We start from the raw sequence: 26264 nt of genomic DNA, 5'->3' as shown, positions 1-26264 counted from the left end.
AGGATGGTAGATTTCCCCTATAAGGGATTTTGTTGTACTAGATTCCTGCCAATTTATTCCTTCAGGAAGTTGGGCTAGATTCCCCCTATAAGGGAATTTTCAATTCGTGTAGAGTTTTGCCGAAATTGGCAATTGCCCATGGATTTTGGCCCCTGCAAAACAGTTCGCTTTGGTAGGGGAAATCTAGTTTTCTGTATTCCTATTATAAGGGTAGGGTAATGATTGATCCGATTGAACACCCTTCGGTGCGTGGCAAGCTGAGCGCCAAGTACCTTGAGATGATTCGCGAGCTCGATACTATTCACTTCATGTTGAGGGATCAGGCAATCGAGCTTAGAGACGCATTCTTTGCGGACGCGAAACGAGAGGGGAAGATCCTCTACCGAACAGTGCAGGTGAAGGTGAACAAGCAGGACTCTGTGTCAATCATTTGGAAGCGAGTGAGCTTCGTAGACTTGCCAGGAGGTAAGAAGAAACAAAGAACGACGGCAATTCCAAAAGGTAAGGGGCACAGCTATAGGGAGGACGCGGTTGTGAAGAAAGCGGACTACTGGTTGCAGCAGCTGTTTCACACCTATGAACCTAAATTCGCAATCATCCGAGAAAGTCTCGTGTCGAACATGAAGGCCCGCAAGACGCTATTGGAGCTACAGCGTCGTGTGAATGCTAATCCTCCGATTGAGTGAGGGTTGCACATTGGCAAGAGGGTATAGAGTTGGGATATCCAATTAACGAGCAGGATTGACCATGAGCAATACGCCTCACGAGACCTTGATCACCATTGATAAGGTAGAGCTGGACCTTTGGGCCGACATCTACTGCAAGGCAAGACTAGCCAGCTTGATCGATGTGACCCTCTCTGAGTTTCTGCAGCGCCCCTACGATTTTCTGAAGGCGTCTGGTCAAGCGTCAGCGCTCGACTGCTTGGAGAACGGCTTCTTTCCGATGATGCCGGCACAGGTCAAGATTTCCAGGGATATTCAGCGCGCGTGGGATGGTGGAGAAAAGAGGCCGCAGTTAGATCGCCAGCATTTGCAACTTGTCCATAGTTCTTGCCGGAAGGAACGCTGAATCAGAAACGAAGAAAATGGACAGGGATAGCAGCAGCGCTGCTAGCAGTGACGCCTGACCTGGCGGTACAGAAGTGGGATCAGAAAACGACTTTCAGATCAGCTAATCGACACGAATACGCGGGGCTTAGGCTGTCCGGCCTAGCCCCCGATCGGGCGAAGCCGACCGTTCTCGCAAGTTGCACTGTGCCACGACCGAATCTGGAGTTGATCTCGTCAAGTGCGGACATCAAGCGACTTTGCGACTTGTCGTCGTAACCGAACAAGTCCTGCTGGCTCATTGCGTCCGCCGGCTGCATGCCCATCAGCAGAACACCTGCCTTGGAAAACCGAATTCCTGGCTTGAATATACTGCGCGCAGCTTGTGAGGCAGCTTTAGCGAACAATCGGACGTCAGACGCTGGCTGTGCAAATGGGACAGTTACCGTCTTGGCGTACGGGGCTGACTTAGTTTCAAAAGGGCTAGTGCGTGCATACACCCGGATAGCTGAGGCAGAAGACCCTTGTTTTCGAAGCCTGCTGGCTGCCATTGAGGCGAACGCCACCAGTGCAGCAGTCAAAGCATCCAGCGTCTCTATTCGCGATCCGAAGGATCTACTCACATTGATCATCTCACGGGGGCCATCGTTGCCCTGCAGATCAACAGCACAGATGCCATTCAACTCCAGTTGGGTACGAAGGACCGTCACTGGGAACTCACGCTCAATAACGTGCCGCGGGAGCCGGGCAAACTGAGCTGCGGTTGTTACCCCCATTGCGGCCAACCGAGCAGTCAAAGATGGCCCAATTCCCCAAATCTCGCCCACAGGCGTCAATGCAAGTAGCTGCTCTCTGTCGATCGGAGACATCAGGTTGCAGAGACCTGTCTTCAACACCCGCTTAGCCCCGTAGGAGCCAAGTTTTGCCAGGGTCGGTGTGGGGCCAATGCCGGCGCCGGTACCAAGACCGGTCCACCCGAGCACCCGTTCCCTCGCCTGAATTGCCAACTGGTGCAACTGTTGGTCTGACATGCCATGGGCATGAATAAAACATTCGTCTATTGAGTACGGTGTTATTTTCGGAGCAACTGTTGCAACAGTTCGCATAAAGCGCGAACTGGCATCGCCATAAAGGGGGAAGTTCGCGGAGCAAATAATTAACTCAGAGCGCCAATATTGTTGGCGTACTAAGTGAACAGCTTCTCCCATTTTAATGCCAAGTGCCTTGGCCTCATCGGAACGTGCGATTACACATCCATCGCCTGAGCCGGCAACTACAACAGGTTTGTTTGCAAGTTCAGGACGCCAAACCCGCTCCGCTGACACGTAGAAGTTGTTTGCATCTAATAAAATGAACGCTGGTCGTCCGTTCATACCGGGCACAGTCGGTGCAAATTAAAAGTGCACACACCCCAGATAATTAAACCTTCCTTGTCGGAAACTACGATTGGGGAATAACTTTTATTCTCGGGGCAGAGTAGGACAACGTCGCCGGAAATTACCAGGCGCTTGCACACGAACTCTCCCTCATGAATGGCAACCACGATCGAACGGTTGACCGCCTTCTTGGACCTGTCGACCACAATCACATCGTCGGGCCAGATGCCGGCATCGACCATGGAGTCGCCTCCACTGCGCACCAGGTAGGTCGCAGGCGGGTTGGCGACAGCAATATCATCCAGTGACGACATCTCCTCGATGAGGTCTTCGGCAGGGCTAGGAAACCCGCAACTGAGTCTTGATGTGAACACGGGGAGCAGCCCGGAAGCAGGCTCTACTCGGATGCGACCGATGACAGAAATGGCGCTCATTGGGTAACCTGTATAAACGTACAGTAAATGATTCATGATACACGCAGTCCAGCAAGCGACAACGATCTTGCGCCAGATGGCAGTGGCAAAAAAATGGACAGGGGGTGTGCCCGCAGCGCGGGCCCGGCGGAGCCGGAAAAATGGACAGGGGAGGATGGCCACCGCTGACGGAGCAGACTGAAGAAAATGGGCAGGGAGCGGGCTATGAGAAAAAAGACTCCCAGCAACACCGTCCGCCTCGTACGATGTGCGCCTATTCAGACCGCTTGATTCCCAGCAGCGCAAAATTCATTAAGGACACTGGATGACCTCTGCCGATATCGTCCGTTACTGGCGCTCAGTCGAATTGCTTCAGCCGCAGGCTGCCCCCAAGCTCAAGAAACGGGATATGCCTCATCAGTCGTATATTCACGACGTTTCCGTGGCTAACCCTGTGATGCCTTGGGACAAAACGAGCAATGTCCTAAAAGAACCACTGCCAAAAGGCAAAGTGTGGAGCCACCTACTTTTCGGGCATTGCTACGACTTCAAATACGCCGTGAAGGCATTGGAGGACGTATTTGGCGCCGATCATGGGTACAAGGAACCCCAGAGTCAGATCGTTGCCCTGTACGCGCTCAAATTAACGCACGCTGGCGTCATGGTGGCTGACAGTCTGGTGCTGTCCACTGCCGCTTGGCTGCTGGCAAGAGTGCGCGCAGGGGAGGATTGGTCGCGCAGTTTCGACGAGACCCAGGACCGGGTACGTGCCGTCGCGACAGAGCATCTTGCTGGGGTCGTGACTTCGGACAAAATTGTCCGGCTCACCAATTGGATCATCACATACCTGGGCCTGCGTGATTTCTTCGCGGAGCAGCAAAGCTTCCATCGCTTTCGCTCCAAACCGATCAAGCCTACACAGGTCGAAAACGACGACGACCCGTTGAACAGCTTCATTCTGGACGACTTGGCCAAAGTTGCGGACAACCTGGAGCGCAGCAACAGCAGCGCACCGCTGAATGCCTACCTCACAGCTCACACAGGGGGCGGTCGGATGGACGTCAGCGATGATCGGTTTTCACGTGACGTATTGGACGAGCTGGCACCGTCTCGCTACCCAAGTGGTTGCTGGCCGACAGAGGCGGACCAAGGGCTCGTCCATTCTCAGCAACTGGCGGTTAACCATGTCGTTGGATCACTCAGCACCAGTAAAGGACAGCGTGCGGTCAATGGTCCGCCGGGTACCGGCAAAACCACGCTGCTGAGGGACATCATTGCCTCGGTCGTTACCGGGCGGGCGGATGTATTGGCCTCGCTGCCGCGAGCTGCGGATGCATTTGTAGACAAGGGTGTACGCGCCGAGCAGGCGAGGGAAGGAGGCAAGCCTCAATTTTGCTTCCCCCTGAATCAGCATCTGCTGGGTCATGAAATTGTAGTGGCGTCCTCCAACAACGGAGCGGTTGAGAACGTCACCCTGGAGCTCCCCCAACGAGACAAGATCGACGAACGATGGCTGTCCGATCTGGATCACTTCGCCGACCTTGGCAAGTGGCTGACCGGTAAACCCGCCTGGGGGCTCTTCTCTGCCGCTCTGGGCAGCAAGGCCAACCGAAAGACCTTTGTCACGCGGTTTTATTATGGCGATGGACAGCCACTGGCAAAGACTGGCTCTGACGCGGTCGACCTTGATGATGAGCTGGACGAGCCAGACGACGCTCCGGAAAAGGCAGAGCATGTTGACGGTGAGCAGGCAGCTGACCTCGAGGAGGAGCGAAAACCGAAAGGCTTCCGCGAATGGCTCGATGAGCAAGAAGCAGCGGTAGAGAAGATCACCGTTAGCCGGCAGTCCATCTGGCAAGCGGCCGTGAAGCGTTACACCGACGCCAAGTCCCAGGCTGAAGCGGTGGGGGCTGAAGCCGCACGGACGACTCAGATGGTGGATGCCATGCTGCAGGCGCGAGAGCAGGTCCGGCTAAAACAGGAACAACTCGCTCTGTCCATTGAGGGCCGCAAACGCCTCAAGTCTAGGGTCGACGACATCATCGAGGAAGGCACCACCGCACAGGGTACGGTTCGAACACAGGCGACTCAAATACAGCGTCATAACAAGACCAAGCCCGGGTTTCTGGCCAACCTGTTCAGCCTGTGGGGTTGTTACCGACAATGGAAGCGGGAGCTGGATCTGTTGCAGAAGGTTCTCGATGCGGATGAACGGGCGGCGACACTCGTTGATGCAAAAGTAAAACGGATCCAGGAAGAACTGGATGAATTCGACAAGTTGATGGTCGCGAGCGAGGTCAGGTTGCTGCAATTACAACACGCGGCGAAAGCGCGTGAAGCGGAGGTGACCACGCTCGCCGAAAAGTACAAGGCAGCACATTTTCTTGCCTGGCTACGAACTGGCGGCATCGGCCGCGGGCCTGCGATTGAGTTGGCCGAACCTTGGATTGTCCCGGGATGGCGCCGGGCACGTGCGCGGGTGTTTATTGAAGCGCTACGCCTGCACAAGACCTTTTTCGAGCTTGAACCAAAGCGGGTCCGCGCCAACCTGAACTTTGTCACCAGCATGCTGCAGGGAACCCGGTACGGTGGAGTGTCTCAAGACGCCATCCGATCCGCTTGGGCAACGCTGTTTATGGTCGTACCGGTACTGAGCAGCACATTCGCATCCTTTGCCCGTACGTTTAGTACGCTGGGGGCTGGCGAGATTGGTTGGCTTCTGGTGGATGAAGCGGGGCAAGCGACGCCGCAGGCTGCGGTGGGTGCCCTATGGCGATCGCGCAGGTCTGTGATGGTCGGTGATCCCCTGCAGCTCAAGCCAATCCTGTCCGTATCTGACGCTGCACTTGAACACATGCGCCGGCCGTTCAAGGTCGACACGCGTTGGATCCCCAGTGGGCAATCGGCGCAGTCGGTGGCTGACCAGGGCAATGCGATCGGCAAGATGCTCGGCCCGGCCGGCATGAAAAGCTGGGTCGGATTACCGTTGGTGGTTCACCGGCGCTGCGACCGCCCCATGTTCGAGCTGGCCAACCGGATCGCCTATGACGGCGCCATGGTCTACGGGACCAGTACGCCATCCCCGGTAAAGGAAACCACCGCCACGCTGCCGACAGGCTGGATCGACGTGCGTGGGCCCTCGAGCGGCAATTGGGTCGAGGCGGAGGGCGTGGCATTGAAGGCGTTGCTGGCCAGGCTGGCGCGGGAGGGCGTGCAAGCCAAAGATGTCTCGGTGATTACCCCCTTCCAGGACGTGCGCAATCAATTGCGGGCGATGCTGCGCCAACCCATGGTCTTTGGCACCATCCACACGATGCAGGGCAAAGAATCTTCTGTGGTGGTGCTCGTCATGGGCGGCAATTCGGATTCGCCCGGGGCGCGTGAGTGGGCCGTGTCTGAGCCGAACTTGGTGAATGTGGCGGCTACTCGAGCCAAGCGCCGGCTGTACGTCATCGGTGACCGGGCGGACTGGTCGAGGCGGCCGATTTTCTGCAAGGTGATGGATCTGTTGCCGGCATTGACGCTGCTGGATGCATCCGTCGAGCGCCAAGTCTTACCGACTGAGTAGCTATCGCTGGAAGCTGTGGCGCGTCAGTTCGTTTGGGAAGAAGTGCAGGGGGAGGCAGGACGTGGGAAGGGGCAAGCCGTCCCTTCCAACATCATAGCGATCATAAGCCTGGCTCGCTGCCTCTCGGCGCGTCCGATTCAAGAAGGCGTTATTTGATCCTCTTGGGCGTGGTTATGTTTGTCGAGGAGATTGATCACATATTTCGAGTCTAGGAAGTTTATTTTTCTTGCTTCTGATCGCCCCCTGAGAACCATCCCCACGTAGTAGAACCGGTCGTCAAATTTGGCGAACACCGGCCCACCACTCATTAAATTCAGGTCGTGATCGATTTCTTCGATATCCATCACGTGGACACCATCAATCAATACCCCGGCGGCAACACCGGTGACGATAAGCGCAATATCATTGACCTTGAAATTTTCCCAGTCATACCGCCCGTCAAGGTCCGGGTATCCCGCAGCATAAAGCTGCTGCCCATGCGAAAGATCCGATGCAGGCTTACTCCACAATTCAAGATTCCACGCCCAAAAGCCGTCGTCGGACTCTGGATAGCCCCGGATGTGCCAGGCATAGATGTCATCGAGCTCATCTCTGTCTGGTGGTAGATCCCGGCTGGGAGATATGCCTCCATACATGTCCAGCGGAACAGGGCTATCTGGCAGTAACAGACGAAATTCCTTCCTGTTAGCGCCAAGATTTTCGATGACGTGCAGTGCGGTCACAGCAAAATCGACACCTCCCCAGCGGATGATAAAAAGCGAGCCTCCACCCCACTGTGCATTGTCATAGGACGATGGCCCAGGTTTGGTCTGAAAGATTACCGGTCGTGTTCCGGTCAGAATTGCGGTCCGCAGCAGATGGTCGTGCTTCTTTTTTACTATCGATGCAAAGAAAAAAGAATTTTCAGCATAGTTGGCGCGGCTCAGCCTCAAAGTCACGTGATCATATTTTTCGTAGAGCTCGTGCAGCTCTTCCACGCAATCTTGCAGCCGATAGAACGCGCGGGTAAAAAACTCATGAGCCAATGCGGGGTTGGTGTGTTTGACGGCCAGTCCTAGAAGGAGCTCGTGGCTCTGACGTTCTGTTGCATGTGCATTTTTGAGCCAAAACCGGGCATGATTTTCTTCGCCCTTACTCTCATAGAACGCAGCCAAGTCAAAGGCAGCTTGGCGATCGCCGCTCTTCCATTCAATGATCTTGGTTCCGATGAAGTCACCATCTGGGTCCGGTAGTTGTACGTCTTGGTAAATTGGCGGCATGGAATAATCTTAGCTATTGCGCGAGTTTGCGGCCGATTGACCGCGCTGGTAGTCGTATTCTGTCCGGGTACACGTGCCAGACCGGCACCCATACCCGTGACAAACGGTGGCGTCATACACGGCACGGTAGCCAGTTCCCCCGCACGCGTCCCCACATTTCGATCAGAGCGTCCGGCTTCAACTGCTGATCGAATGCAATGATATTAGGCGGCAGCTTGGGGGCTGCATCAACCATGTTGTGCCCTAGTCCCATAGCGTGCAGGTCCAAATACGAGCGGTCATGGACGCTACTACACCACCGACATCGCGCTCGATGCAGGCTGCGAGCAGCTATGTGAAACCCATTTCTGGGTATCCACCGCAATAATCTGGCCATGGTCGGGGTTTTATGCGTCTGGGCGGCTCTCGGCTTAGTACACAAAAGCGAATTTTTTTGGAAAGTATTGCGACTGGTTCAAACTGCTATTTAACCAGTGATAAAACGACAATTTATTGCCTCGCCCTTGGCATTTCTGCCCAAATGGGTAGACAGGCGTACAGACGGTCAAAGGAAAGCATGGACGACATCGAGTTTGCTAAGGGCGCAACGCCCGAAATCGGACGCCTCTACCAAGCTGGCAAGTCTTTCAGCGTGGATACGCCAATTTATGCGCTTACCTACCTCCGGGGGCTGGCGTCGGCTTTTTGCGGCTACCTTGATAAGGAATTCTCCGCTGTCGGACTTGATGCAAAAATTAAGAGCCTGGATGACCGCAGGCTGCTAAAACCGGCCGCGCTTCGGTCCCTTAGGACGCTTCAAAAGACAGGGAACATAGCGGCTCATCCTGAAGACTTCCAGTTCGAGGAACACGATTTCCATAAACTGATCGCCAAGGCCCTGGATGCGGCGCTAGACCTGATCAAGCACGTTTACCAGTTGCGACATGAGGAGGTACCCCGGTACGAAATTGCCGCCGTGGAGTCCAGCGCACTGCGTGATATGTGCTATCTCGCTATGCTGGAAAATGACGTTGAGGCCATGAGCCAAGCGGGGTCCTACTTCAAGGAAAAGGCAGACCAACTCACGAAGCAAAAAACCCCTTTGCGTTCTGACGGATACAGCATTGATGCCTGGCCCTTTATAGACCAGGCAATGTACTGGTTTAAGCGTGGAGCAGAAGAGAACCACCCCAACTGCATGTATCAGGCGGGCTTCTACGAAGTAAATCGAAGCGATGTCGATAAACAAAAAAAGTCGGATGGTGAACGGCTGATCTCACGAGCTGCGGATGCCGATCATGTTGATGCGCTTGTGTATGTTGCTCAAGGATACATCGACGGCACTGGAATTTTTATCGAAGACTTCAGTGTGGCCCGTGAGTTATTTGAGAAAGCAGCCAAGCAAGGCCATCCGCAGGCGCTTGGCCAACTAGGTGCGATGTATGCGAAAGGGTTAGGCGGCAAAGTTGACCCCGAAGCGGCTGTGCAATGCACACGCGTAGCAGCAGAGGCTGGATTCCCGCAGGCCCAATTCAATCTATTCGTGTTTTACCATGACGGTAACGTCTTGCCAAAGAACGATACAGAATCTCTCAGGTGGCTTACCGAGGCTGCAAGCCAAGATCATCCTGGTGCTGTCTATAACCTGGCTTGCTGGATTCAGGCCGGCAGAATCCCTGGTCGATCAAAAATCGATGCAATCACTCAGTTCGAGCGCCTCGTTCGTCACGGTAAATATCGGACTTATCGTGCTCGCGCCGCACTATGCTTTGCCGAGATAACTGAGGCACTTTCCCCAGATTTCAAAAGTTTAGTTAAGGCAGTGAACTATCTGCAAATTTGCTACGAAACAATATGCAAAGATGATGACCCCCACAGCCTGAGACAGGATTGTTTGGCAATTTCGTCAAGGCTGATAGGGCGGGTACGAGCGCATATTAGCCATAATGGCTCAGATCGCGAGACGGGCGTGGACGATTTAATGATCTGCACATTCTTCGATAAGGACGGTGTTCCTGTTGTCGACCGAAACGCCCGCCAGCAGGAAATAGAATCCACTTTGGAGAGCCGCGGCCAACACGCAAAAGAACAAAACACGAAATATCTTTATCGTGAGGCGTGCATAAACCCGCGCCGCACCGCTGTCGACGTGAAAAAAACTTCGCGTAGCTCATTTCAGCCTTCGGCTCCAGTTCTGACCCGCGAGCCTGGGGGGGAGAAATTGGGACGTAATGACCCTTGCCATTGCGACTCAGGCAAGAAGTTTAAGCATTGCCATGGCCGTTAGGGCTGCATTGGTGAGCATGGGGGCGATTCAACCAACCCTTACCTAATCTTGAGGGCGTGCAACTTTAGCGCGACCGTGGTGCCTTCGTAGAACTACAAGCCTAGCCGCTAGACGACCTGCGGGGATGGCAAGCGATGGCCTATGATGGGATTTTGTATCGGAGGTACGGCAATGTGTAGTCGATACGAAGCACCTTCGTCAGAAAGGCTCCTGGCCGGGTTCGGTGCAGCACCGGACCAGCCTTTCAAAACAGCCCTGTGGCCTGGGTACATCGGGCCTTTCCTGCGTGCTCGAGGAGCCGAAGAGGCCGAGGAGGGAGAGAGCCCTGTGGAGGCACTGGTCGGGATGTTCGGTCTGCTACCGTTCTGGGCGAAGGACACCAAGCTCGCGCGCAGCACATACAATTGCCGAAGTGAAACGGCCGCGTCCAAACCGTCGTTCCGATCGGCCTGGGCCAAAGCCCAGCATTGCATAATTCCGTGCACAGCGTTCTATGAGCCCGACTGGCGTTCTGGCAAGTCGATACCCACGCGCATTACCCGGGCAGATGGTGGTCTGATAGGCATCGCGGGTTTGTGGGAGCGTTGGGTTGATCCGGCGGGGTGAGGTGGTGCACAGCTATAGCATGCTCACTATAAACGCCGCGGAACACCAGTTGATGCGCAACTTTCACAAGCCCGATGACGAAAAGCGCATGGTGGTCATCTTGCCGAATGGCGTGCATCAGGATTGGTTACGGGCGCCGGCGGAGGAGAGCATGGAGTTTATGCGGCCGTATCCCGCTGACCGGCTTATCGCGGAGGCGGAGCCGGCACAGGGCAAGGCGTAATCCGGGCAGCAGCGATTTCAGGGCTCATTCGTGGGGCGGATTGAGACTTCATTCCCCTCAAAGGGACGAGATAGTAAGTGCCATGAATCATGGCCTCTTGCGCTTCCGTCCCCCTCCGCTGGAATTCCCATATGTCGCAAACCTCTTTTGAACACACTGAGCAACGCAGTTTTTCGGTTCATCCCTCGATCATCAAAACACTGATTCACGAACAGGCCGGCTCGCTGACAAAAGCAGTTGCTGAGCTAGTAATGAACTCCGTCGACGCTGAAGCCAGCCTGATTGAAATCGAGGTAAGCGATGCTGGTAACTTCGTCGTTCGTGACAACGGACGCGGCTTTACCTCGAAGTGCGAGATCGAAAGATTCTTCGAGACGTTTGGGACACCCCATGATGAAGATGACGCCCACTACGGACGCTTTCGAATTGGCCGCGGGCAAATCATGTCCTACGCGAGTACGGTCTGGCGCAGCGGTCGCTTTGAAATGCGAGTGGATTTAAAGGGTGATGAGCAGTTTTTTGGTTACCAATTGATTGAGCATGAGGAGGAGGCCCCAGGATGCACCATTACCGGGAAGGTTTATGACTCAGACTGTTGGAAATGGATGGGGATTCTTGAGCGCTCGGAGCTATCCAGTACGATCCGTTACGTTCCTGTTCCGGTGACGCTTAATGGTGTGCAAGTCAATGAGGTGCCGGCCCAGCAATCCTGGGATTACGAAGATGATCACGCCTGGTACCGCTTCGATAATCAGGCATTCGAGTTACGGTTATTCAACCGAGGCGTCCATGTGTGCAACCTCCCTGCTCGTGAGGTGGGTGTTGGTGGAGTAGCAACATCCAAAAGTGCGCTGCACGTAAACCTGGCCCGAAACGCTGTCATCACCCACAGATGCGAAACCTGGTGGAAAATCGCACAGACCATTCGTGAGGAGTTTACGCGACGGCTGTATCAGGTAACCAAGCTGAAGGGCGTGGAGGCCATGAATCTGCTTCATGAACTTCTTTTTTCAGAGGTAGAACTTGCGCCGCAGACTCAATACCTAGCTTGCTGCATTCGGTTTATTCCGGACGTGTTTGGCGAGTTGAAGGCCCCCAAGGATTTCCTCGCGCAAGAGAAATACACCCTTTTTGATGGGGTGCACATGGGGATAGCTGAGCGTGTGCAGCGTGAGGGTTTGGCTACGGTCATCATGCCGGATTTGTTCCACCTGTCTCGGGCAAAACTTTCAGAGGGCAACGCTCAACGTGTCATCCCGCAGTTGAGAGAACGCCTGGATTGTGCGAAGCATTTTCCCTTTATTTTTATTCCGTTCGCTCAATTGGTGAAAGCCCTCAGCGATACATCTTCGTTCGTTTCCGACAAAGATCTACCCCCAGAGGAGCTGCTGGTGCTGAAGCTGCTGCGCTCGATGAACCGAGAGGTGGCGCAACTAACAAACGGTAAGCGCAGCCCGACGCGGAAACTTATTGCCGGCGTATCGGATTGTATGGACGGTTGGACCGACGGGGTTTCATACATTGCGATCAATCGGCGAATGCTGAAAGGAATCCGCGGCCAAACAGCTGGCGGTAGCTCGGCCAAATTGATTGCCTTGCTCGTTCACGAGTACGCCCATCTAGATGGGACACTGGGTGAGCATCATCACGACCGTGAGTTTTACGTCCGTTACCACGAAGCAACAATGCGTCGTGAGTTCGGGCTCTTAATTGACAAGCTGTTTCAAAAGTACATCGCCGGCATCGCCAAACTGGAAATCGTACCGTCAGGCGAACACAGGTCGCATTTGAAGCGGCTAAGTCGCGATCTGGGACGGCTCAGGGGCCGTCTCATCGCTAGAACAGGCGAGAATGTTTAAACATGTCAGTTTGCTTGTCCGCTGGATCTAACTTAGGCGAGTTCAGCGGATGCCCCAACTGGCGACGAATCTCGCGCAGCCACGCCTTGTATGGAGTGTTTTCTCGCTCTCCCCAAGGGTAGGCGTCGGTTAAAGCCTTGCGCAGCGCTTTCATGTCGCTGCGGCCCACGTTGCGAATCACGTCTGCGACGATCGGCGCCGCTGCATCTGTCCAAGACATTGCCTATTTTCTCCTGCTGATCAACTTTAACGGCGGTACCAGTTGAGCTGATAGCATCTGGCATCCGGGGGAATTTGGTCCGGAACCCAGCGCAGGCAGTCCAGGTACAAACGCTCAGGCTTGCTCGGGCTGGGCCGAGTTGCTTGGACCAGATAGGCTGACCCACCAGATGTGACAATGTAATCGCCGGCGCTCAGGCCATCTGCGCCGTCGATGTACAACTTGCAAGGGGTGAAGGGCTGACGGCGGCTAGCCATGTCGGGTTTCCTATCAGAACTGACCAAACGGCTTGGTCGAGCATTACCAAGTCAGGTGTCGCGCCTCACGAAACGTGTCTCCAGGCTCAGTACCATATGCTTGAGTTGAAAGTACATCTCGAAGCGATCATCTACTCGCATGATCGGCTTTGAGGTGCGAAGCAAATTCCACGGCTTTGGCCCCAGCTCCGTCAGAAAATCTGAAGCTGCCGCTGATAGCGCCGCGTCAGTGATGGACTGGTTAAAGAAAGCTGATGTGAAATTCATGGTCGCGCCGAATTCGTCCGCAATCTCGTATCCCAGTTTGACGCGTTCGCATCGGCGAGTCCTTGATTCGAACTCTTCGGGTTCAATCTCGCAAACGATGCTGACCGGGGTTGGATGGTAGTCATGCCCTTCGTTTCCTTCACCCAGCGACAAGCCAACATAACCAATTGGTTCCCAGCCCTGGCTGAGTTTCTCGAGCACTGCAGCGTAAGACTCGAAGGACTTGCGTTCATTGTTTAGCACGCCATATCGAGGGCTCACATCATTGTAGAAAGTGAGCACACTCTCGACCTCGAATGTGCCAAAGGCAGGCTTCACATTCAATTTCCATTCAAGCGGGCTGAAGGGTTTGGATGTATGTCGCAGCAGGATCTGCTTGCTCGTCGGGTTAGCGAAATCATCACCGTAATAGAGCATCACAAAAGCACCAGCCTTTACGCCGCCTTTCAGAATTTCCCCAGTCTGTGGATTACGGGCGCTGATCTTGGCGAAGCCAAGACCAGACATCGAGCCGCGCTTGTGCGGCGGCCGAAGAAATTTCCCGAAGTGGACGGACCACTCTGCAATCACGTCTCGCCAGACCTGGTCCTCGATCTGCAATCTGCGATTCGCGCAAACCATCACCTCCCGAATGACACGACTGAGCGTTTGGGCGCTTGCGAGCGCGAATGATGCAGTTGGAAAGGGGATCTCGACCGTCGAATGAGCGATTTCTGTTCGGATGTAGGCCGCTTTGACTGCGTCAATGATCTTCTCCTTATCCAGATCAGGCAGGTGTTTGCGCACAATTCTGTCGAGTCGCTTCATGCCTATCGAGTGGGCCATAAAGCTGACGGTCGGATTTTGCAGCGCCAGGCTTTGAGCGAAAACTCGAACCTGCTTCATCTCCAGCAGGAGCTCAGGTGGATAATTAAGCTGAAAGGTATCAACTTTCAGCGCGTCATCGGCACAGAGCCAAATTCCATTCGACTCTGCTCTGATCTCCTTGTCAGTAAGGCCAACTGGTGGTCTTGGCCCCCCGGGAGAAGCTGCGTAGATGTGCGCAGCGACTGCTATTCCTTTCACTCCAACGCTACCGTCGCCTTTGATTTCGGGACCGATGGTGGGTTTCCCGCACTCATAGAAAGAACACATGTGGCCCGCGTTGCCTGCAAGGATTTTTCGCGTGGACTTTAAAAAATTGACACGGCGTGAATTGGACATGCGGCAATAACTCTGAGTGGGGTAGAAATACGATGAAATAGTCGCCGCCGAGGTTTGGTTCACTGGACCAAGTTGAGGTCCAGCCAGAGGGTAATCGCGACTAGGCGAACAGGTGTGCCAGACCAGCAGCCATAAAGCACAGACCTACGAGGAGCGCAGCTCTGAAGCGCGTCTGGTAGGGACGATAGTGGGCGCTTTCAATCTTCGAAAACTCGGCTTCACCGATGCCCGAATCGCTTCTCGCGTGCATAGCGGTCTGGAAGTTGCGCCTTGATTTTTCTGGGTCGCGCCTTGCCTCGGCAGAGCGCGAATAGTTCCAGCACGAAACCCCAAATGCTGTTGCGCACAGTGTCCATAGCACTGACTGGATAAACCATACGGATGTCACGTTGCTCTACCTCCTTGACCATAAATCCTATCTGTCTTCCGCGGCCCGTAATGCCACCTTGATGGTGTCGCGCCGAGATGTCGAGCGCCTCGATTTTTCCGCCTTTTCGATCACGCTGTGCAACGCAGCTTTGGCCGCAATCAAATGAGAAGCGTCACCCGAGGTACCCTCAAGCATCGCACTCAGATAGCCGGTAACGTCACGCAATCCTTCCAGTTCCTGGGCGGTAACGTAGGCACTCGATCCCTTCATAGCGGTATCCCAACTGTGGGAGGGGGCTCATACACCCCGAAACGTTGAAACTGTGAGATGGCCTTGCCGGCGGCGTGGCACCGCCCCTATACATCGATCGGCCCAACGTTGTAGGTCGGGCCTGGGCGGCGTCAGACCTTCTTTGGGGATGTCAGAATGCTCGGATCGAGCACGATCAGGATTGGATAAGTCACCCCGTCCTGCCGTTCGTTGCCGGCAACAGCCTGGTAGCCAGCAGCAATTGCAGCATCGACGATGTCTTCGATGCAGTCCCGCGTGATCTGCTGAACTAGATTCCAGGCATGCTGGCCGGCAGGGGTTTTACGCTGATTTAGAGCGAGATGGGCCATCAGTTCCATCTGCAGATCTCCGGGTCTGGGCGCATACTTCATGATATCGCCCGTCCACCAGCCGTTTACCCAGTATTCCAGGTATTCAGCTTGGATATTGCCCTTGCCTGGACGGCGGCTTACAACGAGCCGACGCAGATTCTCCGACTCCTCAGGAGAGCACGTCACTCCCGGGGCGGAGATATCAAGCACACGTGCCCCTGGTCTGACAGTTGCCTGATACACGTTTGGACTAGCTGTCGACCCACCAGCGCTGCCCAAAGCGCTGCCCAAAGCGAACACACGACTCGTCGTGAAAAATAAGCCTTTGTGGAGTGGTGCACTCCCCTTGAGGGCACCACGTCCACTTAACGTCCATTGAGCGATGGTAGAGGGTGTCCCATGAAACCAGTCCGTGAAGATGTTCACTGTTCTTTCCTTATCCTAAAAGCTCCGGCAAGCCGAAGTGACCTTGTAAAATTCCTCGACCGGCTTGAACTCAATAGGTCGAAACCTGCGACGTAGGCAGGTAGGTGTAGCTACCGGTTTTCCCGTTCAATTGCTGGCTTCGTCCGGGGCGATAAATGCTGGCAGGGTCACACCGGCTTCACGCAGTTGAGCATCAGCGGCCAGAAGCAACTGGCAGGCCGGGCAATCATCATCCCGAACAAGCGCGCCTTCTACTGTGTCAGGGCAGGAACCATAATTGACATGAGCAATCTGCCCCGTGGCGACTGCGAACAGCCCCGCCACAGCCTCGAGTGATATTGGTGCGTGTTGAGTCATGGTTTTTCCTTTAGCTGGGGAGCTGCCCAGTGAGCTTCTGGTACTTTCCTGCCAACTCGTTTACCTCAAGACGCAAATCGTCGCGTTGGCCGGGGTATTCTTCATTTGCTATGCCGTAATCGATCCGGTGGATTCGATCTTTAACGCCGACCCAAGCGCCGTAGAGACGATCAGCGTCGCTGTATTCGTGCTGCTCCTTCATGCTGTTTTCCCTGCTCGATCCTGGGAGGGTGAATCGCGCCTATCTCTACGTTCTTAGCCCCAGTTTTTAGGCTAGGGCTTGAGGGTGCAGATAAGCGATTGCTGACGAGATCCGGGTTACGGCTCTGCTCCGTAATACCGAAGAAAATCGTAGATGGCCGGCGAATAGTTGATAGCAAAGAATCGAGCGACCGTCAGGTAGCCCTCTGAGTCGGTCACTCCGCTGTCGGGGTACTTCTTGTCTATTACCGCCAGCGCTGGAAAAATCTGCTCCGCAACTTCCCCAAAAGTGACGTCTGTCCCGGATTTGGCGAAATGCAGCGCATTAATCAGGACGGTGTTCAGCTCGATAAGAACCGATGGGTTATCACTGAGGAGCTGCCAATCGCTTGCTTGTGGCATTGCCACTGTGTCCCAGAGACTTTTCTCTTTTTCGGTAATTGATTGCATTGGACATTCCATGATGAGGTAGAAAATGGTTCGAAGCGCCAGCGTGAACGGAAAAAGCTGGCGCTAAAGCCCGTGGGCAACTCGCTATTATTAGGTCGATATTATCAGCTCCTGGGGGATTGCAAGCCTACGGTGTGCACACCTCATCACCAACGAATAAACTCCCGATCCTGACCACTAGGGAGCATTGCATTGAACTTGTTCGATCTGTTGAAGCTGTGGGAGCCGTCATTTACGCCGGAACAGGCAAAGGTACACCTGGCCAGGTACAACGGCGTGGATCATCCGCTCGACGTTTTCATACAGGGAGGCTTCGACACCTGGCAGAGCGAGCAAACTAACCGCAATTTCAAGCTGCCCTACGTGGTATCGCTGATTCAGGCGGGCAGTCCAACCCGCTGGTTGTTTGCGGGTCTGTTTCGGACAATGGATTGTGTCGAAAGAGATGCCCCGAAGCCTGACTACATCTACACCCTGGTGCGTGTGCCAGCGGCCGAAGAGTGGGTGGGGCGGCTCTATCTGACCAGCAACTACACCAAACGTAACTCCTACCCTTACGGTGTGACCCTAGCTGGTGACTTGGCAGTGACCGAGCTGTTGGCCGAGCGCCTGAGCATTGGCCATTTCCCCGGGTTCAAAAAGGTCAACCTGACCAAAAGCCAGCTCGATGTGGTGGTGCAGCAGAACGTTGATTCCTGGCGATCGGCTCTGTCGAGCGTCAAGGGCATCTACCTCATCACCGATACCCATACCGGGAAGCTCTACGTGGGCAAGGCCGACGGGGAGACCGGCATTTGGGGGCGCTGGTGTACGTATTCGACAACCAGCCATGGCCACAACGTTGCGCTCAAGCGGGAGTTTGGAATTGATGCTCCGCCCGAACGCGAAAAGGATCTTCGATTCTCATTGCTGGAGATCGCAGATCTGCACGCGATGCCGGGGGAAATTGATGCGCGCGAAAACCATTGGAAGGAAATCTTGCTGACCAGGTCGCACGGTTACAACCTCAATTAATCGTTGTCCTTTTAGAACACTCAACGATCGCGCGATCGCTGTCCAAAATCCCCTACCAGATCCCACGCTTTTAGAGGCTTGAGCTGCTTGCGAGCCGCAGGATGACCCCTTGCATTCTGAAAAGTGGTGAGACACTAGGAACGAATGCAATGAGCCCAAGCGTTCTTCCTAGCCCCATGCAGCACACATCAGATTTGGGGACCTATAAAGAGCGCGACGTTTCAATATCGGTAATTGGGAGGCAGGCAGAGGCCTGGCACTCGCGAACAGGGCATTGCATTCGCACCAGCCACACCTCGGCTGAACATAATGCTGGGAAGTAATTAAGGGTCGAAAGTCTATCGATGAGTCCATCACTTAAGCGGTTGTCGTATCGCGTAAACGCACCTCCTTGACTGGGGGTTTCGGCAGTATCGAAAACTGTACGAGATCACCCCCATGACAGACCTTTCCCACGCAAAAATCGGCGATATCGTTGAGGACGTATCCGAGTTCTTCGCGCCGGCTTCAGCTGACCTGGTGGATGGTCTGATTGGCAGCTACCTCTCTGAGCGTGGGCGTATCGAGCAACTGCACGAAATGATGACTGGAGGGGGATACAGCGGCGCACTCTGGTACTTCATGGAAGGGAATACGAGCGATCAGGGCCGCTACTACACCACCGACATTGCGCGCTTGATGCAACTCGAACCAGCGATTGCCACGCTCAATGCTTCCTATTGGGGCAAAGCGCTGGCGCTCACTGACGTCTATGAGTGCATGCCTCAGAAACGCCGTTCCGAGTGGCAAGAACAGATCCGCAACCCCATGGGCAAGAAGTCATCATCTCGTCGACATAACAATGAAGCGCAGGATGAATGGGAGGTGCACCCGCTGCCGGACTTCGAGGAGAAGTCGGTTCGATCGACTCTGAACGACTTGCTGCTGGCCCGCTCCAAATTCTTCGCCGAGCGTGTGGACGGTATATTCCGCGCGCTCTCGGGTGAACACGTAACGAACAGCCCGGCCGCCTTCGGTAAGCGCATGATTGTTGCGGACATGATCAACAGCTACGACAACATTGATTACGAGCGTGCTGGCTACCTGAACGATCTGCGCTGCGTCATTGCCAAGTTCATGGGGCGCGAGGAGCCTCGCCACGGCGACACTGGGCCGTTGCTGGAGGTGTTCCGGCGTCGTACAGGGGACTGGTACGAGGTTGATGGCGGCACCCTGCGCATGAAAATGTACAAGAAGGGCACCTGCCATATTGAGGTCCATCCCGACATGGCTTGGCGCCTAAATGCGGTGCTGGCCAGCTTGTACCCGGCGGCCATTCCGGCCAGTTTCCGAACCAAACCCAAGGCCAAGGGCAAGCAGCACAAAGTGTTCGGTCGCCCGCTTCCGTTTGCGGTGATCACCATGCTGTCCAAGATGCGCTCCGAGCCAAACAGGCCAATCCGCTATGATCGCTGGGAAGAACCGAGGCCCCCGCTGACGGCCAACCCACACGCCCTTCAGTTCGATTACGGCGATCGCAGTGAGGCGGTTCAGTCTGAGGCCGAGAAGATCTTGGCCATGATCGGAGGGGTGCGCCACAACAAGAATGCCCACGTCTGGTTTGAATTCGAGTTCAGCCCACGCGAAGCCCTAGATGAAATCATCATCAGTGGCTGTGTGCCTGATCAGCGAGCTCACCAGTTCTATCCGACCCCCGATGAGCTGGCTATTCAAGTCGTTGAACTGGCCGACATTGGCGACGAGCACACCTGTTTGGAGCCTTCTGCCGGCATTGGCGGCATCGCGGATCACATGCCTAAGGGCCGAACCCGATGCGTCGAGATCAGCGACCTGCATTGCAAGGTGCTGGAAGCCAAGGGCTTCGACGTCACCCAAGCGGACTTCTTGACCTGGGCAGGAACCACGGTCGACCGATTCGATCGCATAGTCATGAACCCACCTTTTAGCGAAGGGCGCTGGCTTTCGCACCTCACCGCGGCGGCGGGCCTGCTCAAAGCCGGCGGACAGGTTACGGCTGTGCTGCCCGCCGGTGCGAAGAATAAAGACATGCTCCCCGGGTTCGATTTGGAGTGGTCACGTGTCATCGAGAATGCTTTCGCCGGTACCACTGTATCGGTGGTAATACTGGTGGCGCGTAAGGGATAAGCGAGTGCGCGCTTTGGATGCCCTGAGAGGGTTATGATCGCGCTTTTGAGTTTGCCTGTGCTGGCTGCGCACCTCTACTATCCTGATCCGCGCCCTCGATGCGCACCCAGCCAGACAACTTGATCAGGACGCCAGCAAATGAGCACTCAACGTTTCGCCAAGTCGCAGATGGACACCTTTTATCCTCATGCTCCCGCAAAGTTGCAAGCGGAGTGCATCGTCGAGATTTCTCCCCAGCAGCTGATCGTCAAATACATGAACGACGGCGAGCTTGTTGAGTACGCCGGAGAAGTGGAGGGGGAGGGGCATTATCTCATCAGGGGTAAAGGCTTCGAGGCGAGCGGAACGCTGCACCTGGCAGATGGTCGCCAGCTAGAGGGCAGTTGGAAGGAAGGCCAGCAGTATGGAATGTGGCGCATCTACCTGGAGTCGGAGGATTGATCTCCTGATCGAGGATGTACTGTCGAGAGGTTCTCCACCGGGAGATGAATCCGAAGCAGTTGCGCAGGCCGAAACCGGCGGCGCCGACTGCGCATGCCGCTGACTGTTGTGCCAGACTACTGGATTCGCTGCTGATGCCGTCTGGAAATTACTCAGGGAGAGCCAATGCGAGATGGACTCATCACCCTGACAGATGCAGGCGCAGCTCCCGTGGCATTGACGGCCAATCGAACTACCATCGACCGCCTGCCCGTCGATGTCATCTCCAACAAGGTCGAACATCCCGCCATTATCAGAAGCGGGCCGCCCGCTGCTGCTGGTTGCCCGGGTGCGGCTGATTTATGAGGTCCGCTGAATGCCACAATTTGTCCAAAATGGCCCCTACATTCCCGAACGTTTGCTGCAGGCGCATGAAGAGGGGCGCGTGGTGTTCTTCTGTGGGGCAGGCATTTCCTACCCGGCACGCTTGCCAGGATTTCGCGGTCTTGTTGAGGGGCTGTATAGACGCCTTGAGCCCAATGCGAGTGCAGTGCAGAAACTGGCAATCAAGTCCAAGCAGTACGACACCGCCGTCGGACTGCTTGAGGCTGTAGTAGGGCGTGAGAGAGTTCGGCGGACTATGGCGAGCATTCTCACGCCAGACCTGAGCTCGCCCAATGCAACCGCTACCCACAAGGCCCTGCTGAACCTGGGCAAGACTCGCGATGGGCGCATGCGGTTGATCACTACCAACTTCGACCGGTTGTTCGAAGAGGTGATTCCCGCTGCGACATTTCCGGTTCACGTCTTCCAAGCCCCCCTGTTACCGGTGCCAAAAAATCGTTGGGACGGGTTGGTGTATCTTCACGGCCTACTGAGCGAGTCCCCCACAGCGAGTGAATTGGATCGCCTGGTGATCTCCAGCGGTGATTTTGGCCTGGCTTATCTCACTGAGCGGTGGGCCGCGGGTTTCGTCAGTGAGCTGTTCCGCAATTACACCGTCTGTTTTGTGGGATACAGCATCGCCGACCCCGTTCTGCGCTACATGATGGACGCTCTTGCTGCCGACCGCCTGCTGGGAGAGTCGTCTCCGGAAATGTTCGCGTTCGGCAGTTACTCTCGAGGCGAGGAAGACGATCGAGCCCACGAGTGGGAGGCAAAGAACGTCACACCGATTCTGTACAAGGAACACCGCCGTCATACGTACCTGCACAAGACGCTGCAGGCATGGTCGGCAACCTACCGCGACGGTGTGCGCGGCAAGGAACGCATCGTTGTTGAAAGCGCGATTGCTCGTCCGCTGGCAAGCACCAAGCAGGACGATTTCGTGAGCCGTTTGCTTTGGGCGTTAAGTGACCGACACGGCCTGCCAGCCAAGCGCTTCGCCGATCTGGAGCCGGTGCCTACGCTCGATTGGCTAACCCCATTGAGTGAGGCGCGCTTCGGTCATATCGACCTTGCACGGTATGGTGTCCCTCCAAATACTTGCTTGGACAAAAAGCTTGCCTTCAGCTTGATGCGTAGGCCCTTGCCTTACCCGCTGGCCCCCTTAATGTGCGTAGTAGAAAGCGAGGGTGTCAGCAGTCAGTGGGATGCGGTGATGGGGCATTTGGCTCGGTGGCTGACTCGCCACTTGGATGATCCCGCGTTGTTGCTTTGGCTCATCAGTTGGGGTGGTCGTTTGCATCTCAATTTTGCCTCATGGATCGAGCACACCTTAGAGCAGTTGGCCACACTCGAGCGTGAAGGTAAAACCGCCGAACTGGCCCGAATGCGAGCCGGTGCTCCGAATGCGATACCCGGGCCTCTGATGCGTACGTTATGGGGGCTGCTGCTCGGTGGCCGCGTCAAAGTCGGTCCGCGGGCAATCGATTTATACCGTTGGCGAAATAGATTCAATCGTGATGGGCTTACGTCGTCCCTTCGTCTTGAGTTCAGGGAACTACTGTCGCCACGTGTTTCGTTGCGTGCTCCATCCGGCTTCTCCGACGAGTTTGGCGAAGGCCAAGAGCAACAAAAACTCAGGGATTTGGTTGGATGGGAGATCGTCCTGGTTGCGGATGACGTCCATTCCAACCTGAAGGATCTTTCCAGTAACGAACGCTGGCAAGGAGCACTGCCCGGGCTTCTCACCGATTTCACGGGCCTGTTACGAGACACGCTCGACCTGATGAGAGAGCTGGGTGGGGCTGACGACAGGCGTGACAACTCGTACACGCACCAGCCATCGATTGATGTGCACCCACAGAACAACGACTACTACGACTGGACAGCGCTAATCGAGCTGGCGCGGGATGCTTGGCTTGCCACGGCTGCGGTTTCGCCAGAGCGCGCAGCCCTCGAGGCGGATCTCTGGTGGACTATCCAATATCCTCTTTTCAAGCGCCTGGCTTTTTTTGCTGCAACTAAAGAGCATGTCATAGACAGTCGTCGTGCACTTGACTGGTTATTAGCTGATGACCACTGGTGGCTTTGGTCGTTGGAGACAGTGCGTGAATCCACACGCTTGCTCGTTGCCCTGGCGGAGCGGGGCGATCCTGAGATCGTCCTGGAGCTTGAACGCGCCATTCTTGCCGGCCCGTCTCTCACGATGTTTGAAGACGGTACAGACCACGACCGCCTGGCTCGTGTTCTAGATAGGGAGGTATGGCAGCGGCTGGCTAAGGTCGTCGGCGCCGGCGCCACGTTGAGCACGGCTGCGCAGGAGCGCCTGGATGCGCTCAGCCGGCAGTACCCGGAGTGGGAGTTGACGCAAGATCAGAGCGATGAATTTCCATACTGGACCGGAAGCGGCGATGACTGGCGAAAATTCACTGCCACACCACGCAGACGCAGTGAATTGGTCCAATGGCTAAAGCAACATCCAGACGCCGATTACTTCCAGCAGGATGATTGGCGGGAGCGTTGCCGCGACAACTTTGCAACTACAGCGTGCGCCCTGTGGGCCCTGGCGCAAGAGAATTTTTGGCCGGCAGGCCGCTGGCGCGAGGCGCTGCAGGCATGGTCTGAGGGCAAGCACCTCTCACGCGCCTGGCGTTATATGGCACCCGTATTGGCTGGAGCACCGGATGAGGCCATGGAGCCACTGACTCACGGTGTGAGCTCTTGGCTGAGAACCATCGCTAAAACCTTTGTTGGGCACGAGGAGGAATTCTTCACGCTCGGGCATCGCGCCCTGGAACTGCACAACCGCGACGGCAGTGAGACGGACGATCCCGTAGGACAAGCCATCAATCATCCCGTGGGTCAAGTCACTGAGGCGTTGCTCCAATGGTGGTACCGGCAGTCTCTGGAGGACGGGCAGGGGTTGCCTGTCGAGCTTAAGCCCACCTTTACGGAGCTCTGCGATGGCAGGATTGAGAAATATCGGCATGGGCGTGTCTTGCTTGCGGCCCATGTTATTGCATTGTTCCGGGTTGACCATGACTGGGCTACGGAACACTTGCTCCCTCACTTTGAATGGCAGATCTCTGAGCATGAAGCTCGCGCGGCCTGGGAGGGGTTTCTTTGGTCGCCCCGCTTATACCGCCCACTGATGGGGATGCTGAAGCGCTCGTTTCTGGATTCCGCTCGTCACTATGAAGCCTTGGGCAAACATCGTGTGCAATACGCCTCACTTTTGACTTATGCCGCACTGGATCCGGGCGATACGTTCACCCACTCCGAGCTTGCTGGCGCTGTCCGCGCACTTCCTTCAGAAGGGTTGAGATACGCCGCAAATGCGTTGGTTAATGCACTGGAAGGAGCGGGTGATCAACGTAAGGACTACTGGGCAAACCGGGTAGCCCCCTTTATCAATAACCTCTGGCCAAAAGACCATGCCATTAAGACGCCGGTAATTGCCGAAGCAATGTCCCGATTGTGTATTGCGGCGGGTGAAGCATTTCCTGAGGCTTTGGAAATGCTTGGTGCGTGGCTACAGCCATTGGGTCATCCAGACGCTGCGGTGCGTATGCTCCACAAAGCTAACCTTTGTAGAGTTTTCCCTGAACAGGCCCTTGATTTTCTGAGCCGGGTGGTAGGTGAACAAACCCAGTGGCCGCCTAGTGATCTTTCCACGTGTCTGGCAGCAATCCGGAACGCTACACCAGAGCTAGAGGGGGATAATCGCTATGAACAGTTGGTGATATTCCTACGCATGCGTGGGCAGGAATGAAGGTAAGAGCCAGGCAGCATATCTGGATTGGAGATACGGCCAAGTGAGCTGGGTTGCGCTAACAGCACAAAGGAGAACGGCATGGGGTGGTTTGACGCATTAAAGAATCTGCTGTCTGGAAATGGCGCGGATGACGTAAGCCCGGGTTCTCAGATCAGGCCAAACGTTTCGACATCTCCTCCTGCCTCTGCGGTAGTCGCTGCCGCTGAGCCAAATCGAGTGGATGCCGAAACTAACTCACCCGTTAAGGATAACCACATCTTTCGGCTGGGCGACTACGTCGGTATCCATTCAAGTTCTCCGAACGGCCGTTGGGTGCTGTCCTGGTCGGACTCTGTCCCGGCCATGGGAATTGGTGGTCATCGAGAAAGTGGCAACGGATCCTATCTGCTGTATGACGCTGAGGCCGGGCAGGTTGTTGTCCGTGGAGAAATGCCCCGCCCAAATGGTGGGCATGTAGCCGACAGTGGACATTTCAGTCTTGAGGATTGGCACTTCGGGTCTGCGTTGTCTGGCACGTTCAGAGTATTCGAGCCTAACGGCCAGATCCTGTTCACCAAGGGTGTGACAGCAAACATCATGAACAGTGAGATCTCAAAAAATGGGCTGTTTGCTCTGTTCCAGACTGCAAATAGCCCAACCGAGGACGGACGCAAGCTTTTTCTCATCGACGTAAGAAAAAGGGCGATTCGCTATTCCATTGATCCGCTTGCCGGATGGCCTGAACGATATTCGATTGATGAAGATACCTCGCAGGTAACTGCCCATCTCAAAGACCTCGGCGCGTTTCGATACGGCAGCGAAGGAGCCTTTATCGATGCGGCGAAGCTTGCGCATGCCAAGCTCGTCTCACCCCGTTACGAGTTTGCAATTCCGGCTGCCGAGGCGTTGCTAAAATCGCCGGATTTGACTGTAGTGACGGCTCGTCAGGTGCTTGACATCGTCAAGCGGGCCCGTGAACGCGGTGCCGATCAGATTGATGCCTGGAACGCCAAGTCTTTAAAGTTGCAGGGGCTGGCGAATGAGGCGCTCGGCGAGTTACATGAGGCGGTCAAAGCGTTCGATGAGGCATTGGCTCTTGACCCTAAGATTGGGGTGAAGAGAAAAAGGGACGCATTGTTTAAGAAGCTCGGGTAAGCGCCTTCCGTTCTCCGTGGGGCGCAGGAGCCATCGAACCCTTAATTTGGTCCTTCCTTCTTGATGAGTCCTACGAGGCTCGCGGCGGCGATCGCCTGCCCGGCGTCCCGATCTATGGCATGCAACTCTTGCGCGGTGCTTTCACCCAGACCGCTATTTGCAAGGGCAGCCAGCATTGTCAGACCGTTGAGCATCCAAAAAGATGACGAGATAGCACTGGTGCGATCCTGGCCTTCAGGCAGCAACAGCGCGTTACGTAGGTTCTTGAGCTCGTGGCGGGCCTGCTCAACAATGGTCATCTCTAAACGGGTCATGCGTTGATACTCCATAATCATGCGTACGGAAAATTTTTCCTACCGCGAGGCCGCAATGCGCGCTACGCCGGTAGGTCACGTATATTTTTTGTCCTCGTTACCGACA

The 26264-nt window shown here is 55.4% G+C and carries 21 protein-coding genes and 1 pseudogene; 11 read left to right on the top strand and 11 right to left on the bottom strand.

Going from position 1 to position 26264, the window contains the following annotated elements:
- Positions 1 to 218: 218 nt before the first annotated feature.
- Both mobI and ACP7D9_RS14380 read left to right on the top strand, forming a co-directional pair.
- Positions 219 to 686 carry a conjugative transfer protein MobI(A/C) gene (mobI, locus tag ACP7D9_RS14385; RefSeq protein WP_282317797.1) on the top strand — a complete coding sequence of 156 codons (468 nt, stop codon included), beginning with the start codon at positions 219 to 221 and terminating at the stop codon, positions 684 to 686.
- A gap of 61 nt (positions 687 to 747) precedes the next feature.
- Positions 748 to 1071: a hypothetical protein gene (locus tag ACP7D9_RS14380; protein ID WP_282317796.1), complete on the top strand. Its 324-nt coding sequence runs from the start codon at positions 748 to 750 to the stop codon at positions 1069 to 1071.
- A gap of 79 nt (positions 1072 to 1150) precedes the next feature.
- On the opposite strand, the gene ACP7D9_RS14375 is transcribed toward ACP7D9_RS14380, so the two are convergent.
- Positions 1151 to 2422, bottom strand: a complete 1272-nt coding sequence (locus ACP7D9_RS14375) for a Y-family DNA polymerase (RefSeq protein WP_426158133.1) — start codon at positions 2420 to 2422, stop codon at positions 1151 to 1153.
- Positions 2419 to 2895 (bottom strand): LexA family protein, encoded by a 477-nt coding sequence (locus ACP7D9_RS14370; protein ID WP_426158131.1) that lies wholly within the window; start codon positions 2893 to 2895, stop codon positions 2419 to 2421. Before ACP7D9_RS14370 ends, ACP7D9_RS14375 begins: the two co-directional genes overlap by 4 nt.
- A 268-nt stretch (positions 2896 to 3163) precedes the next feature.
- Between ACP7D9_RS14370 and ACP7D9_RS14365 the strand changes: the two genes are divergently transcribed.
- Positions 3164 to 6406, top strand: a complete 3243-nt coding sequence (locus ACP7D9_RS14365; RefSeq protein WP_426158129.1) for an AAA domain-containing protein — start codon at positions 3164 to 3166, stop codon at positions 6404 to 6406.
- Between the two features lie 137 nt (positions 6407 to 6543).
- Here ACP7D9_RS14365 and ACP7D9_RS14360 read toward each other — a convergent pair whose 3' ends face one another.
- Entirely contained in the window at positions 6544 to 7665 is a 1122-nt protein-coding gene (locus tag ACP7D9_RS14360; protein WP_426158127.1) for a hypothetical protein, read from the bottom strand.
- A 556-nt stretch (positions 7666 to 8221) separates the two neighbouring features.
- Between ACP7D9_RS14360 and ACP7D9_RS14355 the strand changes: the two genes are divergently transcribed.
- From ACP7D9_RS14355 to ACP7D9_RS14345, 3 genes and pseudogenes are all read left to right on the top strand, one after another.
- Positions 8222 to 9931, top strand: a complete 1710-nt coding sequence (locus ACP7D9_RS14355) for an SEC-C metal-binding domain-containing protein (protein WP_426158125.1) — start codon at positions 8222 to 8224, stop codon at positions 9929 to 9931.
- Between the two features lie 171 nt (positions 9932 to 10102).
- Positions 10103 to 10760, top strand: a pseudogene (locus ACP7D9_RS14350) (SOS response-associated peptidase).
- Positions 10761 to 10891: 131 nt separating this feature from the next.
- Positions 10892 to 12619, top strand: a complete 1728-nt coding sequence (locus ACP7D9_RS14345) for an ATP-binding protein (protein ID WP_426158123.1) — start codon at positions 10892 to 10894, stop codon at positions 12617 to 12619.
- Here the strand turns inward: ACP7D9_RS14345 and ACP7D9_RS14340 are convergent.
- The 7 genes from ACP7D9_RS14340 to ACP7D9_RS14310 all read right to left on the bottom strand — a co-directional run bounded on the left by ACP7D9_RS14340 (position 12597) and on the right by ACP7D9_RS14310 (position 16972).
- Complete coding sequence (locus ACP7D9_RS14340; RefSeq protein ID WP_426158121.1) at positions 12597 to 12839, bottom strand: hypothetical protein; 243 nt, start codon at positions 12837 to 12839, stop codon at positions 12597 to 12599. The two genes, ACP7D9_RS14345 and ACP7D9_RS14340, sit on opposite strands and share 23 nt — an antisense overlap.
- A gap of 308 nt (positions 12840 to 13147) precedes the next feature.
- Positions 13148 to 14566: a hypothetical protein gene (locus tag ACP7D9_RS14335; protein WP_426158119.1), complete on the bottom strand. Its 1419-nt coding sequence runs from the start codon at positions 14564 to 14566 to the stop codon at positions 13148 to 13150.
- Positions 14567 to 14981: 415 nt separating this feature from the next.
- The gene (locus ACP7D9_RS14330) at positions 14982 to 15206 is read right to left on the bottom strand and encodes a hypothetical protein (protein WP_426158117.1); all 225 of its coding nucleotides are present in this window, start codon (positions 15204 to 15206) and stop codon (positions 14982 to 14984) included.
- A gap of 131 nt (positions 15207 to 15337) precedes the next feature.
- Complete coding sequence (locus ACP7D9_RS14325; protein WP_426158115.1) at positions 15338 to 15748, bottom strand: hypothetical protein; 411 nt, start codon at positions 15746 to 15748, stop codon at positions 15338 to 15340.
- Between the two features lie 342 nt (positions 15749 to 16090).
- Positions 16091 to 16321, bottom strand: a complete 231-nt coding sequence (locus ACP7D9_RS14320; protein ID WP_426158113.1) for a hypothetical protein — start codon at positions 16319 to 16321, stop codon at positions 16091 to 16093.
- Positions 16322 to 16331: 10 nt separating this feature from the next.
- Complete coding sequence (locus ACP7D9_RS14315) at positions 16332 to 16523, bottom strand: hypothetical protein (protein WP_426158111.1); 192 nt, start codon at positions 16521 to 16523, stop codon at positions 16332 to 16334.
- 116 nt (positions 16524 to 16639) lie between these two features.
- Entirely contained in the window at positions 16640 to 16972 is a 333-nt protein-coding gene (locus ACP7D9_RS14310; RefSeq protein ID WP_426158109.1) for a hypothetical protein, read from the bottom strand.
- Positions 16973 to 17164: 192 nt separating this feature from the next.
- Between ACP7D9_RS14310 and ACP7D9_RS14305 the strand changes: the two genes are divergently transcribed.
- The 5 genes from ACP7D9_RS14305 to ACP7D9_RS14285 all read left to right on the top strand — a co-directional run bounded on the left by ACP7D9_RS14305 (position 17165) and on the right by ACP7D9_RS14285 (position 25844).
- Positions 17165 to 17986 (top strand): GIY-YIG nuclease family protein, encoded by an 822-nt coding sequence (locus ACP7D9_RS14305; RefSeq protein ID WP_426158107.1) that lies wholly within the window; start codon positions 17165 to 17167, stop codon positions 17984 to 17986.
- A gap of 438 nt (positions 17987 to 18424) precedes the next feature.
- Positions 18425 to 20131 carry a DUF4942 domain-containing protein gene (locus tag ACP7D9_RS14300; protein ID WP_426158105.1) on the top strand — a complete coding sequence of 569 codons (1707 nt, stop codon included), beginning with the start codon at positions 18425 to 18427 and terminating at the stop codon, positions 20129 to 20131.
- A gap of 138 nt (positions 20132 to 20269) precedes the next feature.
- A complete protein-coding gene (locus ACP7D9_RS14295) occupies positions 20270 to 20572 on the top strand; it encodes a hypothetical protein (protein ID WP_426158103.1) in 303 nt (100 codons plus the stop codon).
- Positions 20573 to 20927: 355 nt separating this feature from the next.
- On the top strand, positions 20928 to 24707 hold the full coding sequence (dsr1, locus tag ACP7D9_RS14290) for an anti-phage defense-associated sirtuin Dsr1 (RefSeq protein WP_426158101.1): 3780 nt from the start codon (positions 20928 to 20930) through the stop codon (positions 24705 to 24707).
- 81 nt (positions 24708 to 24788) lie between these two features.
- Positions 24789 to 25844 (top strand): tetratricopeptide repeat protein, encoded by a 1056-nt coding sequence (locus ACP7D9_RS14285; protein ID WP_426158099.1) that lies wholly within the window; start codon positions 24789 to 24791, stop codon positions 25842 to 25844.
- A gap of 41 nt (positions 25845 to 25885) precedes the next feature.
- Here ACP7D9_RS14285 and ACP7D9_RS14280 read toward each other — a convergent pair whose 3' ends face one another.
- Positions 25886 to 26158 carry a hypothetical protein gene (locus ACP7D9_RS14280; protein ID WP_426158097.1) on the bottom strand — a complete coding sequence of 91 codons (273 nt, stop codon included), beginning with the start codon at positions 26156 to 26158 and terminating at the stop codon, positions 25886 to 25888.
- Positions 26159 to 26264: the final 106 nt, after the last annotated feature.

The sequence above is a fragment of the Pseudomonas sp. TSRC2-2 genome, assembly GCF_049897785.1.
In the GTDB taxonomy this organism is placed as follows: domain Bacteria; phylum Pseudomonadota; class Gammaproteobacteria; order Pseudomonadales; family Pseudomonadaceae; genus Aquipseudomonas.
The sequence above is the reverse complement of the archived record's forward strand: the minus strand, read 5'-3'. Positions and strand labels throughout refer to the sequence as shown.

Bases quoted from the DNA above. Each gene is read 5' to 3' on its own strand.
- ACP7D9_RS14285 (WP_426158099.1), top strand. From the start codon at position 24,789: ATGGGGTGGTTTGACGCATTAAAGAATCTGCTGTCTGGAAATGGCGCG.
- ACP7D9_RS14295 (WP_426158103.1), top strand. From the start codon at position 20,270: ATGAGCACTCAACGTTTCGCCAAGTCGCAGATGGACACCTTTTATCCT.
- ACP7D9_RS14335 (WP_426158119.1), bottom strand. From the start codon at position 14,566: ATGTCCAATTCACGCCGTGTCAATTTTTTAAAGTCCACGCGAAAAATC.
- ACP7D9_RS14375 (WP_426158133.1), bottom strand. From the start codon at position 2,422: ATGAACGGACGACCAGCGTTCATTTTATTAGATGCAAACAACTTCTAC.
- ACP7D9_RS14380 (WP_282317796.1), top strand. From the start codon at position 748: ATGAGCAATACGCCTCACGAGACCTTGATCACCATTGATAAGGTAGAG.
- ACP7D9_RS14345 (WP_426158123.1), top strand. From the start codon at position 10,892: ATGTCGCAAACCTCTTTTGAACACACTGAGCAACGCAGTTTTTCGGTT.
- ACP7D9_RS14310 (WP_426158109.1), bottom strand. From the start codon at position 16,972: ATGCAATCAATTACCGAAAAAGAGAAAAGTCTCTGGGACACAGTGGCA.
- dsr1 (WP_426158101.1), top strand. From the start codon at position 20,928: ATGCCACAATTTGTCCAAAATGGCCCCTACATTCCCGAACGTTTGCTG.
- ACP7D9_RS14355 (WP_426158125.1), top strand. From the start codon at position 8,222: ATGGACGACATCGAGTTTGCTAAGGGCGCAACGCCCGAAATCGGACGC.
- ACP7D9_RS14365 (WP_426158129.1), top strand. From the start codon at position 3,164: ATGACCTCTGCCGATATCGTCCGTTACTGGCGCTCAGTCGAATTGCTT.
- ACP7D9_RS14300 (WP_426158105.1), top strand. From the start codon at position 18,425: ATGACAGACCTTTCCCACGCAAAAATCGGCGATATCGTTGAGGACGTA.
- ACP7D9_RS14320 (WP_426158113.1), bottom strand. From the start codon at position 16,321: ATGACTCAACACGCACCAATATCACTCGAGGCTGTGGCGGGGCTGTTC.
- ACP7D9_RS14360 (WP_426158127.1), bottom strand. From the start codon at position 7,665: ATGCCGCCAATTTACCAAGACGTACAACTACCGGACCCAGATGGTGAC.
- ACP7D9_RS14330 (WP_426158117.1), bottom strand. From the start codon at position 15,206: ATGAAGGGATCGAGTGCCTACGTTACCGCCCAGGAACTGGAAGGATTG.
- mobI (WP_282317797.1), top strand. From the start codon at position 219: ATGATTGATCCGATTGAACACCCTTCGGTGCGTGGCAAGCTGAGCGCC.
- ACP7D9_RS14370 (WP_426158131.1), bottom strand. From the start codon at position 2,895: ATGAATCATTTACTGTACGTTTATACAGGTTACCCAATGAGCGCCATT.
- ACP7D9_RS14280 (WP_426158097.1), bottom strand. From the start codon at position 26,158: ATGACCCGTTTAGAGATGACCATTGTTGAGCAGGCCCGCCACGAGCTC.
- ACP7D9_RS14315 (WP_426158111.1), bottom strand. From the start codon at position 16,523: ATGAAGGAGCAGCACGAATACAGCGACGCTGATCGTCTCTACGGCGCT.
- ACP7D9_RS14340 (WP_426158121.1), bottom strand. From the start codon at position 12,839: ATGTCTTGGACAGATGCAGCGGCGCCGATCGTCGCAGACGTGATTCGC.